Source organism: Winogradskyella endarachnes (genome assembly GCF_009741275.1).
GTDB lineage: Bacteria > Bacteroidota > Bacteroidia > Flavobacteriales > Flavobacteriaceae > Winogradskyella > Winogradskyella endarachnes.
Genome location: NZ_WOWS01000001.1, coordinates 93,246 through 108,861, shown reverse-complemented (window position 1 = coordinate 108,861; position 15,616 = coordinate 93,246). Strand labels below are relative to the sequence as shown.

General features: G+C 31.4%; 17 protein-coding genes. 11 read left to right on the top strand and 6 right to left on the bottom strand.

What is annotated here, in order from left to right:
- Positions 1-16: 16 nt before the first annotated feature.
- The 3 genes from GN138_RS00515 to GN138_RS00505 form a co-directional block, all read right to left on the bottom strand.
- A complete protein-coding gene (locus GN138_RS00515; RefSeq protein WP_157361362.1) occupies positions 17-1,621 on the bottom strand; it encodes a S41 family peptidase in 1,605 nt (534 codons plus the stop codon).
- 293 nt (positions 1,622-1,914) lie between these two features.
- Positions 1,915-2,685, bottom strand: coding sequence for a LuxR C-terminal-related transcriptional regulator (locus tag GN138_RS00510; protein ID WP_157361361.1), 771 nt, complete (start codon positions 2,683-2,685; stop codon positions 1,915-1,917).
- A gap of 85 nt (positions 2,686-2,770) precedes the next feature.
- Positions 2,771-3,229: an Lrp/AsnC family transcriptional regulator gene (locus tag GN138_RS00505; RefSeq protein ID WP_157361360.1), complete on the bottom strand. Its 459-nt coding sequence runs from the start codon at positions 3,227-3,229 to the stop codon at positions 2,771-2,773.
- 158 nt (positions 3,230-3,387) lie between these two features.
- Between GN138_RS00505 and GN138_RS00500 the strand changes: the two genes are divergently transcribed.
- Positions 3,388-4,587: an aminotransferase class I/II-fold pyridoxal phosphate-dependent enzyme gene (locus tag GN138_RS00500; protein ID WP_157361359.1), complete on the top strand. Its 1,200-nt coding sequence runs from the start codon at positions 3,388-3,390 to the stop codon at positions 4,585-4,587.
- Between the two features lie 56 nt (positions 4,588-4,643).
- Here the strand turns inward: GN138_RS00500 and GN138_RS00495 are convergent, their stop codons facing one another.
- Entirely contained in the window at positions 4,644-5,081 is a 438-nt protein-coding gene (locus tag GN138_RS00495; RefSeq protein WP_157361358.1) for a hypothetical protein, read from the bottom strand.
- Between the two features lie 189 nt (positions 5,082-5,270).
- On the opposite strand from GN138_RS00495, the gene nhaC reads away from it, so the two are divergent.
- The 8 genes from nhaC to GN138_RS00460 all read left to right on the top strand — a co-directional run bounded on the left by nhaC (position 5,271) and on the right by GN138_RS00460 (position 11,763).
- Positions 5,271-6,758 (top strand): Na+/H+ antiporter NhaC, encoded by a 1,488-nt coding sequence (gene nhaC / locus GN138_RS00490; RefSeq protein ID WP_157361357.1) that lies wholly within the window; start codon positions 5,271-5,273, stop codon positions 6,756-6,758.
- A gap of 213 nt (positions 6,759-6,971) precedes the next feature.
- Positions 6,972-7,616: a peroxiredoxin gene (locus tag GN138_RS00485; RefSeq protein ID WP_157361356.1), complete on the top strand. Its 645-nt coding sequence runs from the start codon at positions 6,972-6,974 to the stop codon at positions 7,614-7,616.
- A 61-nt stretch (positions 7,617-7,677) separates the two neighbouring features.
- Positions 7,678-7,986, top strand: a complete 309-nt coding sequence (locus GN138_RS00480) for a thioredoxin family protein (RefSeq protein ID WP_157361355.1) — start codon at positions 7,678-7,680, stop codon at positions 7,984-7,986.
- 2 nt (positions 7,987-7,988) lie between these two features.
- Positions 7,989-8,246: a DUF6952 family protein gene (locus GN138_RS00475; protein ID WP_020897037.1), complete on the top strand. Its 258-nt coding sequence runs from the start codon at positions 7,989-7,991 to the stop codon at positions 8,244-8,246.
- A 166-nt stretch (positions 8,247-8,412) separates the two neighbouring features.
- Positions 8,413-9,522, top strand: a complete 1,110-nt coding sequence (locus tag GN138_RS00470) for a polysaccharide lyase family 7 protein (RefSeq protein ID WP_157361354.1) — start codon at positions 8,413-8,415, stop codon at positions 9,520-9,522.
- Positions 9,523-9,668: 146 nt separating this feature from the next.
- Positions 9,669-10,664: an alpha/beta fold hydrolase gene (locus GN138_RS00465; RefSeq protein WP_157361353.1), complete on the top strand. Its 996-nt coding sequence runs from the start codon at positions 9,669-9,671 to the stop codon at positions 10,662-10,664.
- A 191-nt stretch (positions 10,665-10,855) separates the two neighbouring features.
- Complete coding sequence (locus GN138_RS16280; RefSeq protein WP_317162687.1) at positions 10,856-11,179, top strand: hypothetical protein; 324 nt, start codon at positions 10,856-10,858, stop codon at positions 11,177-11,179.
- Positions 11,155-11,763, top strand: a complete 609-nt coding sequence (locus GN138_RS00460; protein WP_317162686.1) for an NAD(P)/FAD-dependent oxidoreductase — start codon at positions 11,155-11,157, stop codon at positions 11,761-11,763. The genes GN138_RS16280 and GN138_RS00460 overlap by 25 nt, the downstream gene beginning before the upstream one ends.
- Before the next feature lie 109 nt (positions 11,764-11,872).
- Here GN138_RS00460 and GN138_RS00455 read toward each other — a convergent pair whose 3' ends face one another.
- Both GN138_RS00455 and katG read right to left on the bottom strand, forming a co-directional pair.
- A complete protein-coding gene (locus tag GN138_RS00455; RefSeq protein ID WP_157361352.1) occupies positions 11,873-12,346 on the bottom strand; it encodes an ankyrin repeat domain-containing protein in 474 nt (157 codons plus the stop codon).
- Between the two features lie 71 nt (positions 12,347-12,417).
- Entirely contained in the window at positions 12,418-14,547 is a 2,130-nt protein-coding gene (katG, locus tag GN138_RS00450) for a catalase/peroxidase HPI (RefSeq protein ID WP_231743036.1), read from the bottom strand.
- Positions 14,548-14,858: 311 nt separating this feature from the next.
- Between katG and GN138_RS00445 the strand changes: the two genes are divergently transcribed.
- Both GN138_RS00445 and GN138_RS00440 read left to right on the top strand, forming a co-directional pair.
- Complete coding sequence (locus GN138_RS00445) at positions 14,859-15,101, top strand: putative signal transducing protein (RefSeq protein ID WP_157361350.1); 243 nt, start codon at positions 14,859-14,861, stop codon at positions 15,099-15,101.
- A gap of 172 nt (positions 15,102-15,273) precedes the next feature.
- Complete coding sequence (locus GN138_RS00440; RefSeq protein WP_157361349.1) at positions 15,274-15,549, top strand: hypothetical protein; 276 nt, start codon at positions 15,274-15,276, stop codon at positions 15,547-15,549.
- The last annotated feature ends 67 nt before the right edge of the window (positions 15,550-15,616 follow it).

The following is a 15,616-nucleotide window of genomic DNA, read 5'->3' as shown; positions in this document are numbered from 1 at the left end:
TTAAAGAACTAAGTATTTAGTGCTTTGCTTCTAAATCTTTTAAAACCCATTCTAACTCTGGATCTACATTATTTAATCGGTCTAGGTATGTTGGTATAATTTCAACATCTGGTATAATACCATAACCATCTGGCGTAACTTTACTAGGTGCATCTATATGTGCTAAACCTATTCTTGCACGTACTTTTGTATTTGGTGCTTCGTAAATTTTATAAATTCCGGCAACAGTTCCGTTATAAGCGCCTCCTGTTTCTTCGCCAACAAATGTCGCTCTTTTAGCACCTCTTAGTTTTGTAGATAATACTGAAGATGCAGAAAAAGAATTTCCATTAATTAATACATAAACTTTTCCTTTATAATTTAGAGATTTGGCCTCTTGCTCTTTAGATGGTTTAAAATTATAATATAATTTACCATCCTTTTTTTTGGTTTTAAACAAATCTATGGTTACCAAAACTGGCGACAAAAGCCCTCCTAAAACCTTAAGAGAATTTGGTGTTGTATTAGCCATTAAACTTTTTAATATAGGTGTTCTAGTATTTACTTCGCTTGGATTTATCATCACAAAGTTTTCATTTGTTAAATAACTGTACAAGTAAGATATTTCACTAAGTCTTCCTCCAAAATTATTGCGTAAGTCTATAATTAAGGCTTCACTTTTTAATGAATCTAAGGTTTTAAATGTTTCATCATAAAAGTCTTTATATTTATTGTTAGAAAAGCCTCTTATCTTTAATAACGCAACCGTACTATCTTTACCAACAAAGTTTAAATTTCTGGTGTATTCATCTCTAGAAGCAATGTAACCATATTTTGCGTTGTGTTTTCTTTTAGCCTTTCGTTCTATTTTTTTAGCTTTTTTTTCGGCTTTAGTTAGTTTTATTTTTTTTACTTTATTTAAAAGAGAATCTGGTAGAATTGAGTCCTTTTTTAAACTTGTTGTATCCTTTTTTAAGGTACGCTTATAATGCTTAACAAAGGTTGAATCTGAATTTCTTAAGGTGAAACTAATACTATCAAAACGTCCTTTGTCATTGGCGTAATATCTTAAAAACCGATTACCAGCTACACGTTGATGAAACGTAGTGTTAAAGCCATCTGAAGCTATTATTTTTTCGTACTTTTTTATTAAATCTTGAGGTTTTTCATTTTCAATTTTTAATACTTCCGCATTAATTAATATGGAATCGTCTTTTCTTGCGTTTACTATAAATAGTGTATCATCTAAATATTCGAAATCTAAATTAGAGATATCGAATTTGGTTTTATTTAACGCCTTTCTTTCTTTTTTAGAATAACGTAAACTCGGTGGAGAAATTGACATATGACCCTGACCAACATATTTAGTTACTGCTGCCAATTGCTTATAAAACGTTCTACTATCCATTGGTTTATTAATGGCTTGTTTTAGGCTATCGAATTTAAAATCTAACGTTTCTTTTGGAGTAAATTGATATAAATGAGGATGATGGCGCTTTAACTGTGTATATACTTTATCTACATCTTCTCTTAAATCTTCTACAGAATGGAGTTTTGTAACTTGTAAATTATGTTTTTCAATGCTTTTGCAAGATGCTAAGAAGCACGTGATAAAAAGGACTAATACTATTTTATAATTCATATTATTGTCTTTTGATTATTAATTTTGATTGATTGAAATTAACCGTTTATAGTAAAGACGTATAAATATAAAGAATGGTTGCTTGAGAATATAAAAATATTCTTAAAAAGGAATCTAGCGTTTAGATTATTCAAATTAAGAAAAATGATAATTAGATAACAAAAAAAGTCCAATCTCTTAAATTATAAATAAAATAAAAGAATGGACATATTTTTCCCTAAGTTGCTAATAGCACTTCAAAATTGCATATTAACGGCCATTTTTACAATACTCAATTTGAGTATTTTGTTAATTTATAACCAGTGTTGTTTTGTTTTTAACATTCCTATTAGTTCTCCTGTAGAGGAAATATTGAGTTTTTTTAAAATATTTCTCCTATGTGTATCAACCGTATGGGAGCTAATATTAAGTTTATCTGAAATCTCTTTACTTGTTTGGTTTAATACTAATAACCTAATAACATCGCGTTCTCGGTTGCTAATACCATCGCTTAATAACTTCTGAGAATAATTATTGAAATAAATGGTTTCGTACTCATTGTGCATATTTAAAAGTTTTGCTGAAGCTGTAATTTCCATTTTAATGTTAGCATCTAAAATAGTATAATGCGCTAAACCAATAACGGGTTTACCAGCAGAATCAAAAACTAAAGGTGTTGTATTCTGAATAACATTTACATAAACACCGTCAGCATTTTTTAGTCTAAAATTCCATGTATAATTGGCATCCTTTCTTTTATCTACGGTAATATTGCTTAATGTAAATTCCATCAGTGAATTGAGGGCTTGCAGCCAGGCATCTATATCGTCTGGATGTATTCTTTGCCAAAAATACCGCATACCTTTTGCCTTTAATTCCTTAGCATCAAGACCTAAACACGCATTATAGTTTTTACTTACGTACTCAAAAGTTAAATCTTGTGTGTTGGTAACACAGAAAAAAGTAGAACTGTATGGAAGATATTCATCTAACTCCATAAACTTTTTAATATGCTGTTTTAGAAATGGTTTGTCATAAGATTTAAATATAAACTTGTATAAATCTTTAATATGGGATTGTGTCATATTTTAATTTTATGAATTAAATAACATGAAAAATAAATAATAAACTAAAATTAAATAAAAAATTAATAAACGAGTATTTAGATTTCTATAATGCAATAGCTGTAGTATGTTTAACTTCATTTATCATAAACATACTATGTGTACTACCTATATGGTCAATTTTAGTTAACTTTTCTACCATAAACTCTCTAAAAGACGACATATCCTTTACTAAAACTTTTAGTAAATAATCGTAATCTCCACTAAGGTGGTAACATTCTAAAACCTCGTTTAGAAGATTCACTTCACGCTCAAACTTTACTACATATTCTTGTGAATGCTGCACTAACTTAATGTGGCAAAAAGCCACAAAATCTTTTTGAACTTTACTTTTATCTACTAACGCAACGTAATTTTTTACTATTCCGTTTTTTTCAAGTTTTCTTATGCGTTCATAAACTGCTGTTACGGAGAGATTTAACTGATTTGCTAAAGCTTTGTTAGTTTGCTTACTATCGCTCTGCAGTAGAGACAATAGTTTTCTATCTATATCATCAAATACCATACTTATCTTTTTTCCGAAATAATATATAATTTACTAAAAATATAGAAAATATTACCAAAATTTAAAATTTTTTTAGATAAATTATCTAAAATTTAAACACATCATTGACATTTACTCTATAATAAACGATTTTTGAATACACACTAAATTAATTTAAAATGAAATTTAAACCGGCAAATAACATTCAAGATTTACAATATTTCGGAGAATTTGGAGGTGTAAACCCGTCCATTTCAGATTCATCTACTTATACCTTTTTATCAGCAAAAACCATGTTCGATACTTTTGAGGGAAACGCAGATGGCTGTTATTTATACTCGCGTCACTCCTCGCCTTCTAACTTATATTTAGGTGAAGCATTAGCAGCTATGGAAGGTACGGAAACAGCAACTGTTACGGCTTCAGGAATGGGAGCAATTACGCCTGTTTTATTGCAACTTTGCGATGCAGGAGAACATGTAGTAAGTAGCAGAACAATTTATGGAGGTACGTACGCATTTCTTAAAAACTTTACACCACGTTTAGGTATTAATACCACCTTTGTGGACATTACTAAATTAGATACCGTTGAAGCTGCTATAACACCAAAAACTAAAGTACTTTACTGCGAATCAGTTAGTAATCCCTTACTAGAAGTAGCCGATATTAAAGGTTTGGCTAATTTGGCTAAAAAACATAATTTAAAACTCGTAGTAGATAACACCTTTTCTCCACTATCAATTTCACCAATAAATTTAGGTGCGGATATTGTTGTGCACAGTTTAACAAAATTTATAAACGGGTCTTCAGACACTGTTGGAGGTGTTGTTTGTGGTACCCAAGAATTAATAGACGATCTAAGAAACGTAAACAGTGGTGCTGCAATGTTACTTGGTTCTACAATGGATAGCTTAAGAGCGTCCTCGGTATTAAAAAACTTAAGAACATTGCATATTAGAATGATGCAACACAGCCATAATGCAACATATTTAGCTGAGAAATTTGAAAAAGATGGTTTAAAAACTGTTTATCCTGGTTTGGCGTCTCACCCATCACATAAATTATTTAAATCTATGATGAACGAAAAATATGGCTTTGGAGGAATGCTAACCATTGATGTTGGTTCTTTAGATAAAGCCAATGCGTTAATGGAATTAATGCAAAAGCGTAATTTAGGCTACTTAGCCGTAAGTTTAGGGTTTTATAAAACATTATTTAGTGCCCCTGGAAGCTCTACATCTTCAGAAATTCCAGAAGAAGAACAAAAAGAAATGGGATTAAGCAATGGATTAATCCGTTTTTCTATTGGATTAGATGCAGATATAGAGCGCACTTATGATATGATGAAAAAATGCATGATAGAATTAGATATTCTGTAAATCAAATAAAATATTAAAAAGCCTGATAATAAAATCTCAGGCTTTAGCATTTATTTTTATACTATTTGTAATTTAGATCTGTAAAAATTGATTTTTGCCGTAAGTCTAACAACATCCAATTGAATATTTTTCTTTAAGTTAAACAAATCTTTAAAATTATCCTTATCCGTTTTTAACTGAATCTCCATTTCAGCGATATATTTTAAAGTTTTTAAACTACGGTTTAGTTGTTTATTATACTTATTAAGCAAATCTTTAGCTTTTAATTGTTCATGGCTTAGTGCGTTGATTATTTTTTCCTCATTACTACTTATTGAAGACTTTTGTCTGGTAGAAAACAAATCTTGAAATTTTATTCTCAAGTTAGAAGTGTAAGAATTCTGATCATTAACTATATAATTAAAATCATTTACTGTATTTAAATTATAAAATAAATCGGTAACTATTGTAAAAAATACTAACGAAAGTAAAAGCAGGTAGATATTAAGTGTCATAATTGGGGAATAATTAATTAATATAATTTTGTTAAACACTTATATGACACGTGTTTAGTATTATTTGGTCACATTTTTTCGATAAACGACACGTTTTTCCTATTACTTAAACTAAAAGAGTTCTCTCAAATTTGTAGAAAAATTAAGATTATTGTAACATTACAATTCAAACTAACTAACAAATATTAAATGGAAAGTAAAGATATTAAACCAACACAGCCAAAAGACCAACAAATTGTTGAAAATAAAGAACTTAATATTTGGGAAGCTCTTATACCTGTGTTTGCTTTAGTTGGAATGCTTGCTTACAATGTTTTAGTATATGGTGATAATGCCTTAAGTGGTAGTAATCAGTTTGTTCTTTTATTAGGTGCTGCAGTGGCTGCACTTATTGGTTTTTTTAATAAGGTTTCTTTTGAACAAATGATAGAAGAAGTTGCAGAAAATATTAAATCTACTGCAGGAGCTTTATTAATTTTATTAATGGTAGGTGCGTTAGCTGGAACATGGCTTATTAGCGGAATTATTCCTGCAATGATTTACTATGGATTACAAATTTTAAATCCAACCATATTTTTAATGGCATGTGTAATAATATGCGCTGTAATATCTGTGGCAACCGGAAGTTCTTGGACAACTTCTGCTACTGTAGGTATTGCATTAATTGGTATAGGAGATGTTTTAGGTATATCATTAGGAATGACTGCTGGAGCCATTTTATCTGGAGCCTACTTTGGAGATAAAATGTCACCTTTAAGTGATACTACAAACCTCGCACCTGCAATGGCAGGTGGTGACTTATTTACACATATAAAATACATGTCTATTACCACTGTTCCAACTATAGTAGTAACATTAATTGTGTTTCTAATATTAGGTTTTACTCAAAGTCCAGAAGGTACAGCAGACACATCTGCACTTATCAATGATTTAGACAAAACATTTAACATTAATGGTTGGTTATTTTTAGTACCTATTTTTGTTATTGTGTTAATCGTCAAAAAAACACCTCCTCTTATTGCTTTGCTTGTCGGTACGTTATTAGGTGGCATATTTGCTTTAATTTTTCAACCTCAAATTGTTGCTCAAATTGCAGGTGTAGAAAAACTAACTGTAAGTACAGCTTATAAAGGTGTAATGGATGCTATAACGGTAAAAACAACTATTGCTACAGATAATGAAACTTTAGCAGGATTATTTTCTGCCTCAGGAAAAGGAATGGCTGGCATGTTAGGAACCATTTGGTTAATAATTTGCGCTATGGTTTTTGGAGGTATTATGGATGCCATTGGTGCATTAGCAAGAATAAGTAAAGCCTTATTAAGTTTAGCAACAACCACATTTGGATTGTTTGCGAGTACTGTTGCTAGTTGCTTAGCCCTTAACGTTACAGCTTCTGACCAATATTTAGCCTTAGTTGTACCAGGAAAGATGTTTAAAAAAGCATATGAAGACAAAGGGCTTGCTCCGGAAAACTTAAGTAGAACATTAGAAGATTCAGGTACGGTAACCTCTGTACTAGTTCCATGGAACACTTGTGGTGCTTATCATAGTGGTGTTTTAGGTGTTGGCGTTGCAGAATATTTTGTATTTGCTATTTTTAATTGGCTAAGTCCTTTTACTACTTTATTATTTGCAGCATTTAGAATTAAAATTAAAATGTTAACAAATAAATAATAGGTAATACACAAGAGTTTTCTATCCTAATTTATCAGGTTGATATTTTTTTACAGGTTATATTATGATAATGATAATATTTAACCCACATTTTTGATACCATATAGACTTACTATTTCACTATTTCATAACATAATCAACACCTATTAGAAAGTACGATACTACTTACTAAATTTGCCGTAGAAATTAATTAACAAATTAAAATATAATAACATGGCATTAGTAGGAAGACAATTTCCAGATTTAACAGTAAACGCAATGAACGATATGGGCGATACTTTTAAAGTAAACGTTCTAGAGGAAGCAAAAAACAACAACAAAAAAGTGGTTTTATTCTGGTACCCAAAAGATTTTACTTTTGTTTGTCCAACTGAATTACACGCTTTTCAAGCTGCTTTAGGTGAATTCGAAAAAAGAAACACTATTGTAATTGGTGCATCATGTGATACGGCAGAAGTTCACTTTGCATGGTTAAGTACAGCAAAAGATAATGGTGGTATTGAAGGTGTAACATATCCAATTTTAGCAGATTCTAACCGTAACTTAGCTTCTGCTTTAGGTATCTTAGATACTTTTAATGAGCAATTTGATGAAGAAACTGGTTTAGTAACTGTAGAGGGTGATAATGTTACTTATAGAGCAACTTATATCATTGACGAAGAAGGCACTATTCAGCACGAGAGCGTTAACAACATGCCGTTAGGTAGAAACGTAAATGAATATTTAAGAATCATTGACGCATTAACACACGTACAAGAAAAAGGTGAAGTTTGTCCTGCAAACTGGGAAGAAGGTAAAGAAGCTATGCAAGCTAATGCACAAGGTACTAAAGAGTATTTATCTACTCAGTTAAACTAAAAACAAATTATTAAACCTATCAGGTTTTGAAAAGCTTGATAGGTTAATAAAACCAAGGATTATGATTCAAGAATTAGATCAAGATAATTTACAGAATATCATTTCAGAAAATGATACTGTAATCGTTCAATATTCGGCCACTTGGTGTGGAAATTGTAGAATAATGAAACCTAAATTCAAGAAATTATCAACGGAAAACGAAGGTGCTACTTTTGTTATCGCTGATGCAGAAAAATTTCCTGAAAGCAGAAAATTAGCAACGGTAGATAATTTACCAACATTTGCGACATTTAAAAACGGTGAATTTAAAGGTCAAGTACAAACTAATAAGTTCGATGTTTTAAAAGAACTTGTAGAAGAAGCTATTTAAGTATGAAATTACCTGTAATTAAACACTTAACGCAATTCATTGAAGATAATGACGAAGATTATATCATTGAAACTATTGAGACATTAGAAGCATTAACTGAAGTTCCTTCCCTAAAAGACGAAGAATTAGACGTTATAGGAGAATTAATCTCTAACATGTATGGCGCAATAGAAGTAAACAAAATGATTAAAGATGGTGCTACTAAAAAAGATGCGGTTAATAATTTTATGAAACGTGTTTTAGGCTCTATTGACAAATAGACATATAGAAAAAGAAAAATAAGTTTTATTAAGCCACTTTGCGAATGCAAAGTGGTTTTTTTGTTTAATTCAATAATTGGTTAACCAAATTTTTCCTACCTTAGTTAAGTGATAAAAAACAACTACATTCACAACACTAAATAAACCAATTTTAAACAACAATAAAATGAAAAAAACACTGATTAAATCAGTTTCAACTTGTCTTGTTTTTGGAGCCTTACTTACACTAAGTAGCTGTAAAAACGAAACTAAAGCAACTGAAACTACAACAACCGAAAGCAAAAAAGAAACACCTAAAACCGTTTACGCTAGCGACGTAATTCCGTTTTTTGATAATTGGAAACTCATCTTAGGTGATGGCTCTAACGTAGGTGTCCCAATTAATTTTGAAAACAAAGACTTCTTTTACACCACTAATGATGGCGAAAATAATTGGGTAGTGTTTAAAGCGCCTAATGGCGGTAACACACACGGTACATCTAATAATACAAGAACTGAATTAGCTCAGATTAAAAAGTGGTACCCAAAAACAGCAGATGATAAATTAACAGCAACGCTTAAAGTAATGAATGTCTCAGCTACTGGTGACGCTCGTGTTGCTGCAACCCACGCTGTAGTAGTAGGGCAAATACATAGTGCAGATGCCTTTGAAAATGAACCGCTTAAAATATTCTACAAAAAATATCCTGGACAAGATAAAGGGTCTGTGTTTTGGCATTATGAAATCAACACTGCTGGTGACGATAATTCTAAACGTTGGGATTATTCTTCTGCGGTTTGGGGAAATGATTTCTCTGTGGTTGGAACTGATGCAAACACATACCCTGAAGAACCGGCTGAAGGTATAAAACTAGGAGAAGAATTTAGTTATACTATTGAAGTTAAAGATGGCATTATGAACCTTACATTCTTAAGTCCTGGACATGAGACTAAAACATTCACAAAAAACATAGTAGAATCTGAATATACAACAGTAGCAGATATACCAGAGCAAACTAAAGAATTATTCTTTCCATTAGGTCAAGATGGTGTAGAGCGCAAAGAGGCGTATACAGGTGAAGGTTGTTTCTTTAAATTGGGTTGCTATAATCAAACCAACGGAAAATCTCCAGAAGTTAATAAAAACTGGTGTTCTGGTGCAGAAACACATGGTGGAGATATACAAAAACAATACGCTGATGGTAATTATGCAGAAGTTTGGTTTAAAACTGGAAGCATTTCTGTAAGTGATACTGCAATTTCAAACGAAGGTTACTTTACTAAAAACGACAAATAAATTACCCCTAAAATTAATAGAAACCACTTGGCAAAAGCTAAGTGGTTTTTGTTTTAAAAGAATTAATAAAACTAAAAATTTAATATTTTATTAAGGCAATAACCTCTAAGAAAAATATACTTTCGTTGAGTAAAAATATAGCATCAATGAAAAAAATAATTACACTTCTGTTAGTTCTTTTAGTATCAATTCACATAAATGCTCAAGGAGATACTTTACAATGGTTAGATTTACAATTATCAAATTACCAATATCCTTTTCCTGTTGATACCTTAAAATTAGACATTCAAAATCAAAAACTAGAAATGGTTTATATGGATGTAAAACCAGAAAATTATAATGGTAAAAACATACTTTTATTACATGGAAAAAATTTTAATGGTGCTTACTGGAAAACAACTATTGAAGCATTAACCGAAGAAGGCTACCGTGTGATTGTACCGGACCAAATTGGGTTTGGAAAATCATCAAAACCAGAACATTTTCATTACACGTTTCAGCAGTTAGCACAAAACACAAAAACCTTATTAGATACCTTAAAAGTAAAAAAAACATCAGTATTAGGTCACTCCATGGGTGGCATGTTAGCGACAAGATTTACCTTAATGTATCCTGATACAACTGATAAATTTATTTTAGAAAATCCTATTGGTTTAGAAGATTGGAAACTAAAAGTACCATACAAACCTGTAGAATGGTGGTATGCAAACGAGCTTAAAAAAAGTTATGAAGGTATAAAGAAATACCAATTAGTTAATTATTATGATAATAAATGGAAGCCCGAGTACGATCAATGGGTGAATTTATTGGCTGGTTGGACACTAAATTCTAGCTACAAAACCATTGCATGGAACAATGCCTTAACCTACGACATGATTTTTACACAACCTGTGGTCTACGAATTTGAAAATATCACAGCTCCAACTCTATTAATAATTGGAACAAGAGATCGCACCGCTTTAGGAAAACCATTAGTTAGTAAAGAGGTAAGAAAAACAATGGGTTTATATAGCGAATTAGGAAAGAAAACACAGAAAGCCATACCAAATGCCAAGCTTGTAGAAATTGAAAATGTTGGGCATTTACCACATATTGAAAAGTTCGATAGTTTTATACAACCGCTACTTGAGTTTTTAAAATAACTACAGCTTATAAATCAAAGAAGGCCTCATTTAAAAATTTTATAGAGGCTTTTTTATTTTAAAGGGTTTCAACTTTAAATAACCCGTCTATCTTAAAGAAAGCCTGTAGGAGAATCATTATTATAAAAAAATTAATGCAATTATGTCGCATTAATAAAATTATTATAACTTTGCTCTGTAAAACAAAAGCCTTGAAAACAGAAAGAGATATAGACGTTATAATCATTCGAGGTAGTTATACTGGCTTATCTGCAGCGATGACTTTAGGACGTTCGCTTAGAGAGGTTATCATTATAGATGCAGAAGAACCTTGTAATAGCGCTACACCACATTCGCAAAACTTCATTACTCACGATGGTGAACAACCTCACATAATAGCAGAAAAAGCAAGAGCACAAGTTTTAAAATATAATACTGTTAAGCTTATTAATGATATTGCTATTGATGCAGAAAAACAACCAATGGTTTTAAAATCAGTACAACATCTGGAGTGTTTTATGAAGCCAAAAAATTAATAATAGCCACTGGAATTAAAGATATATTACCAGAAATAAAAGGCTTTAAATCGACTTGGGCTAAGTCAGTAATACATTGTCCATATTGCCACGGTTATGAATTTAGAAATAAAAAAACAGCTATATATTCTAATGCAGAAAAAGCGCTTCATCTTACCCAAATAGTCCATAACCTTACAAAAGAATTAACAATAATTACAAAAGGTACTGCTGACTTTTCAGAAGAACAAAAAGCAAAATTAAAAGAAAACAATATTCCTATAGTAGAAAAAGAAATTACGGAAATTATACATGATAATGGCGCTGTTAAAAGTGTTATTTATAAAGACGGAAAAACAGAAGGTTTTGATGCTATTTATGCCCAATTGCCTTTTGAACAACACACTAAAATTCCTGAAACATTGGGTTGCAACCTAACCGAACACGGTTACATAAAAGTGGATGAATTGCAAAAAACAACTATTCCTGGAATTTATGCTTGTGGAGATAATGCTAACAGATTTAAATCAGTTGCAAATGCTGTACGGTCTGGCAATATTGCTGGTGCAATGTTAAATATGGAATTAGCTCAAGAATTATTTTAAGTTTTTAAAATCAAATATCTTAAACTTAATAAATTAAATAAACCTCAGTGTTTACTGAGGTTTTATTATTTCTAACAACTATTAAAATGCTAACTAGGATAAACCTCTGTTATTTTAAAAGCGATACTAGTTCTGTGAAACCTTTAGCTTTTGCGTGCGCTAAAGCAGTTTTTCCGGAGTTATCTTCTATTGTTTTATCTGCACCATGCTCTAATAATAATTTTACAATGTCTATTTTATTGTATTGTGTTGCAAAACTTAACGCAGTCGTTCCGTCTTTATTAACTGCATTTACATCTGCTCCATTAGCCAATAACGTGGTAGATAAAGACATATTTCCTTTAAAACATACACCAATTAAAGCTGTATTACCTGAGCCATCTTTTGCATTAATATCTGCGTTATTTTCAATTAGCATTTGCGTCGCAATTTCATTATCAAAATAAGTGGCTAAAATTAATGGTGTAAAACCTCTTGCATCAGTTTCATTCACTAATTGTGGATTTATACACATTAAGGCTTTTAGTCGGTCTTTGTCTCCTACCCTTAAAGCTTCAAAAAAAACATCAGAATCCCTTTTCATTTTCAAAATATTTTAAAATAAAAAGGAACGTCCGTAAGTCCATTCCTTTTTATATAAATGTTTATTACTAATTATATATCAAAACGATTTGCGTTCATTACTTTTGTCCAAGCTGCAACAAAATCTTTTACAAACTTTTCTTTACTATCATCTTGCGCATATAATTCTGAATACGCACGTAAAATAGAATTAGAGCCAAATACTAAATCTACACGTGTTGCAGTGTACTTAACTTCACCTGTATGACGATTTTTAATTTCGTAAATACCATTGTCTAATGATTTCCACTCATAAATCATATCGGTAAGATTTACAAAGAAATCATTAGTTAAAGCGCCTTCATTTTCAGTAAACACCCCATGTTTTGTTCCACCATAGTTGGTTCCCATAACACGCATTCCGCCTACTAAAACGGTCATTTCTGCTGCTGTTAATCCAAGTAACTGCGTTTTATCTAATAAAATTTCTTCTGGACTAACAACATACTCTTTTTTCTGGTAGTTTCTATAGCCATCAGCTACTGGCTCTAAAGATTCAAAAGACTCTACATCTGTCATTTCTTGTGAAGCATCACCTCTACCGGGAGCAAAAGGTACGCTTACACTCAATCCTGCATTTTTAATTGCTTTTTCTACTCCAACATTACCCGCTAACACAATAGTATCTGCAACACTAATACCAAATTCAGTCGCAATTGGTTCTAAAACTGCAAGTACTTTTTGTAATTGAGCAGGTTCATTAGCTTCCCAAGCAATTTGTGGCTCTAAACGAATACGTGCACCATTTGATCCACCTCTAAAATCTGAACCTCTAAACGTTCTTGCACTATCCCAAGCTGTAGATACTAATTCTGCAATACTTAAATCTGTACTTTCAATTTTAGCTTTAACAGCTTCTACATCATAAACTTTATTTCCTTTAGGAACAGGATCTTGCCATATTAAATCTTCTTGTGGTACATCTGGTCCAAACCAACGGTCTTTTGGTCCCATATCTCTATGCGTTAATTTAAACCAAGCACGAGCAAATGCGTCAGAGAAATAATCAAAATCATTCATAAATTTTAATGAAATCTCCTTATAGATTGGATCCATTTTCATAGCCATATCTGCATCAGTCATCATTGGATTATGCTTTGTTGTTAAATCTTCAACATCTACAGGCATATCCTCTTCTTTTATACTAACAGGCTCCCACTGTAATGCTCCTGCAGGACTTTTACGTAATTCCCACTCGTGGTTAAATAACATTTCAAAAAAGCCATTATCCCATTTTGTAGGATGCGTAGTCCATGCACCTTCTAATCCACTAGTAACTGTATATCTACCCTTACCTGATTTTGTAGGATTAGACCAACCTAAACCTTGCTCTTCTACATCTGCACTTTCTGGATCGGGTCCTAAAATACTAGCATCACCATTTCCGTGAGTTTTTCCTACCGTATGTCCACCAGCTGTTAAAGCAACAGTTTCTTCATCATTCATTGCCATACGCTTAAAAGTCTCACGCACCTGCTCTGCTGTTTTTAATGGATCTGGTTTTCCGTTAACACCTTCTGGGTTTACGTAGATTAATCCCATTTGTACAGCTGCCAATGGATTTTCCATAGTATCTGGCTTGTCAACATTAGCATAACGCTCATCACTTGGTGCTAACCATTCTTTTTCTGCTCCCCAATAAACATCTTTTTCTGGGTGCCAAATATCCTCCCTTCCAAATGCAAAACCATAAGTTTTTAAACCCATACTTTCGTAAGCAATTGTACCTGCAAGAATTATTAAATCTGCCCAACTTACTTTATTGCCATATTTCTTTTTAATAGGCCACAGTAAACGTCTAGCTTTATCTAAACTTACATTATCTGGCCAAGAGTTTAATGGAGCAAAACGCTGGTTACCTGTTCCACCACCTCCACGTCCATCAGCTAATCTATATGAACCTGCTGCGTGCCATGCCATTCTAATCATTAAACCGCCATAATGCCCCCAATCTGCCGGCCACCAATCTTGAGAGTCCGTCATAAACTCATGTAAATCTTTCTTAAGAGCATCTACATCTAATTTTTTCAATTCTTCTTTATAATCAAAATCTGCACCTAACGGATTAGTCTTAGTATCATGCTGGTGTAAAATGTCTAAATTAAGCGTGTTTGGCCACCAATCTGTAACTGTTTTTTCTGTGGTTGTAATTGCGCCTTGCATAAAAGGACACTTAGTAATATCTGACCCAGTGCCTCCATGTGGATTTAATTCTTGATTTTCTGCATGTATTGAATCTGCAGAATTGTTAGCTGTGTTTTCCATATTATATAATTTAAACTGTTTTTCTGTTATAAAAATATAAAATAATGAATTTTTAATAGAATCTATAACATTTTATTATACAATATTTTAATAGTCAAAAACTATTGTTTTAAAAAAAACCATAGTTAACGCTAATAAATTAAGAATTATTTAGGATTAGATATCAAATAAATTTTGTAACTTATCTTAAATATTTAAAACTAATTATTATGAGCACTACAGAATATACAAAAGTTTATTACGGCAATTTTATTTTAGCAATACGAATTAAAGAGGAATTAGAGCATGTTGGCATAATTCCTATTATTAAAGATGAAGGTGAATCTCAAAGATTGGCTGGTTATGCTTCATTAAATCAAGGTATTCAAGAAATTTTTGTTCACAACGACGAATTAGAAACAGCAAAAGCTATTGTAACACGTGTTGAAGCAGAAATGGAATCAGCATCTTAATATAGAATGTTCACTATTCTAGTACTATAATAAAGTTAAATAGAGAGAAAATAATTTTTAACCCTTTTTCATATATTTGTTTTATATCCCAATAAATCTATAAAACTTTTTTCTGCGTTGTTATATTAATAAAAATGTTTAGCAATAAACAGAACCCTTAAAAATATCCCTTATGAAAAAGAAATTATCTGATTTAAAATTGGAAGTAGAACTTTATGCTAAAGAATCTAATTTAACTGAAATACAAGTCTTAGAAAAATTGAAAGATTTTTACTTTAATAAAAATGTAAATGAAAATTTAAAGCTTTATAAAAAAAAGACTAAAAAAGTAAAAGAAATAACGAGAGACTTAGGAATTTCTCCTCGAAAATTTTACGCCATTTTAGAAAAGAAAAAGATTGAACATAAAAAGTACAAAAAAAAATCAGAGCAAACAGAAAACGTTTGATTTTGAGTTAAATAAAAGAGAAAACAAAAATGCTGGTATCAAAAACACCAGCATTTTTATTTTTAGT

What these genes read in the sequence shown, in the direction of transcription:
- nhaC (WP_157361357.1), top strand. Translation starts at nt 5,271, where the DNA reads ATGGAAAGTAAAGATATTAAACCAACACAGCCAAAAGACCAACAAATT.
- GN138_RS00495 (WP_157361358.1), bottom strand. Translation starts at nt 5,081, where the DNA reads ATGACACTTAATATCTACCTGCTTTTACTTTCGTTAGTATTTTTTACA.
- GN138_RS00470 (WP_157361354.1), top strand. Translation starts at nt 8,413, where the DNA reads ATGAAAAAAACACTGATTAAATCAGTTTCAACTTGTCTTGTTTTTGGA.
- GN138_RS00440 (WP_157361349.1), top strand. Translation starts at nt 15,274, where the DNA reads ATGAAAAAGAAATTATCTGATTTAAAATTGGAAGTAGAACTTTATGCT.
- GN138_RS00445 (WP_157361350.1), top strand. Translation starts at nt 14,859, where the DNA reads ATGAGCACTACAGAATATACAAAAGTTTATTACGGCAATTTTATTTTA.
- GN138_RS00480 (WP_157361355.1), top strand. Translation starts at nt 7,678, where the DNA reads ATGATTCAAGAATTAGATCAAGATAATTTACAGAATATCATTTCAGAA.
- GN138_RS00455 (WP_157361352.1), bottom strand. Translation starts at nt 12,346, where the DNA reads ATGAAAAGGGATTCTGATGTTTTTTTTGAAGCTTTAAGGGTAGGAGAC.
- GN138_RS00465 (WP_157361353.1), top strand. Translation starts at nt 9,669, where the DNA reads ATGAAAAAAATAATTACACTTCTGTTAGTTCTTTTAGTATCAATTCAC.
- GN138_RS00500 (WP_157361359.1), top strand. Translation starts at nt 3,388, where the DNA reads ATGAAATTTAAACCGGCAAATAACATTCAAGATTTACAATATTTCGGA.
- GN138_RS00505 (WP_157361360.1), bottom strand. Translation starts at nt 3,229, where the DNA reads ATGGTATTTGATGATATAGATAGAAAACTATTGTCTCTACTGCAGAGC.
- GN138_RS00485 (WP_157361356.1), top strand. Translation starts at nt 6,972, where the DNA reads ATGGCATTAGTAGGAAGACAATTTCCAGATTTAACAGTAAACGCAATG.
- GN138_RS00475 (WP_020897037.1), top strand. Translation starts at nt 7,989, where the DNA reads ATGAAATTACCTGTAATTAAACACTTAACGCAATTCATTGAAGATAAT.
- katG (WP_231743036.1), bottom strand. Translation starts at nt 14,547, where the DNA reads ATGCAAGGCGCAATTACAACCACAGAAAAAACAGTTACAGATTGGTGG.
- GN138_RS00510 (WP_157361361.1), bottom strand. Translation starts at nt 2,685, where the DNA reads ATGACACAATCCCATATTAAAGATTTATACAAGTTTATATTTAAATCT.
- GN138_RS00515 (WP_157361362.1), bottom strand. Translation starts at nt 1,621, where the DNA reads ATGAATTATAAAATAGTATTAGTCCTTTTTATCACGTGCTTCTTAGCA.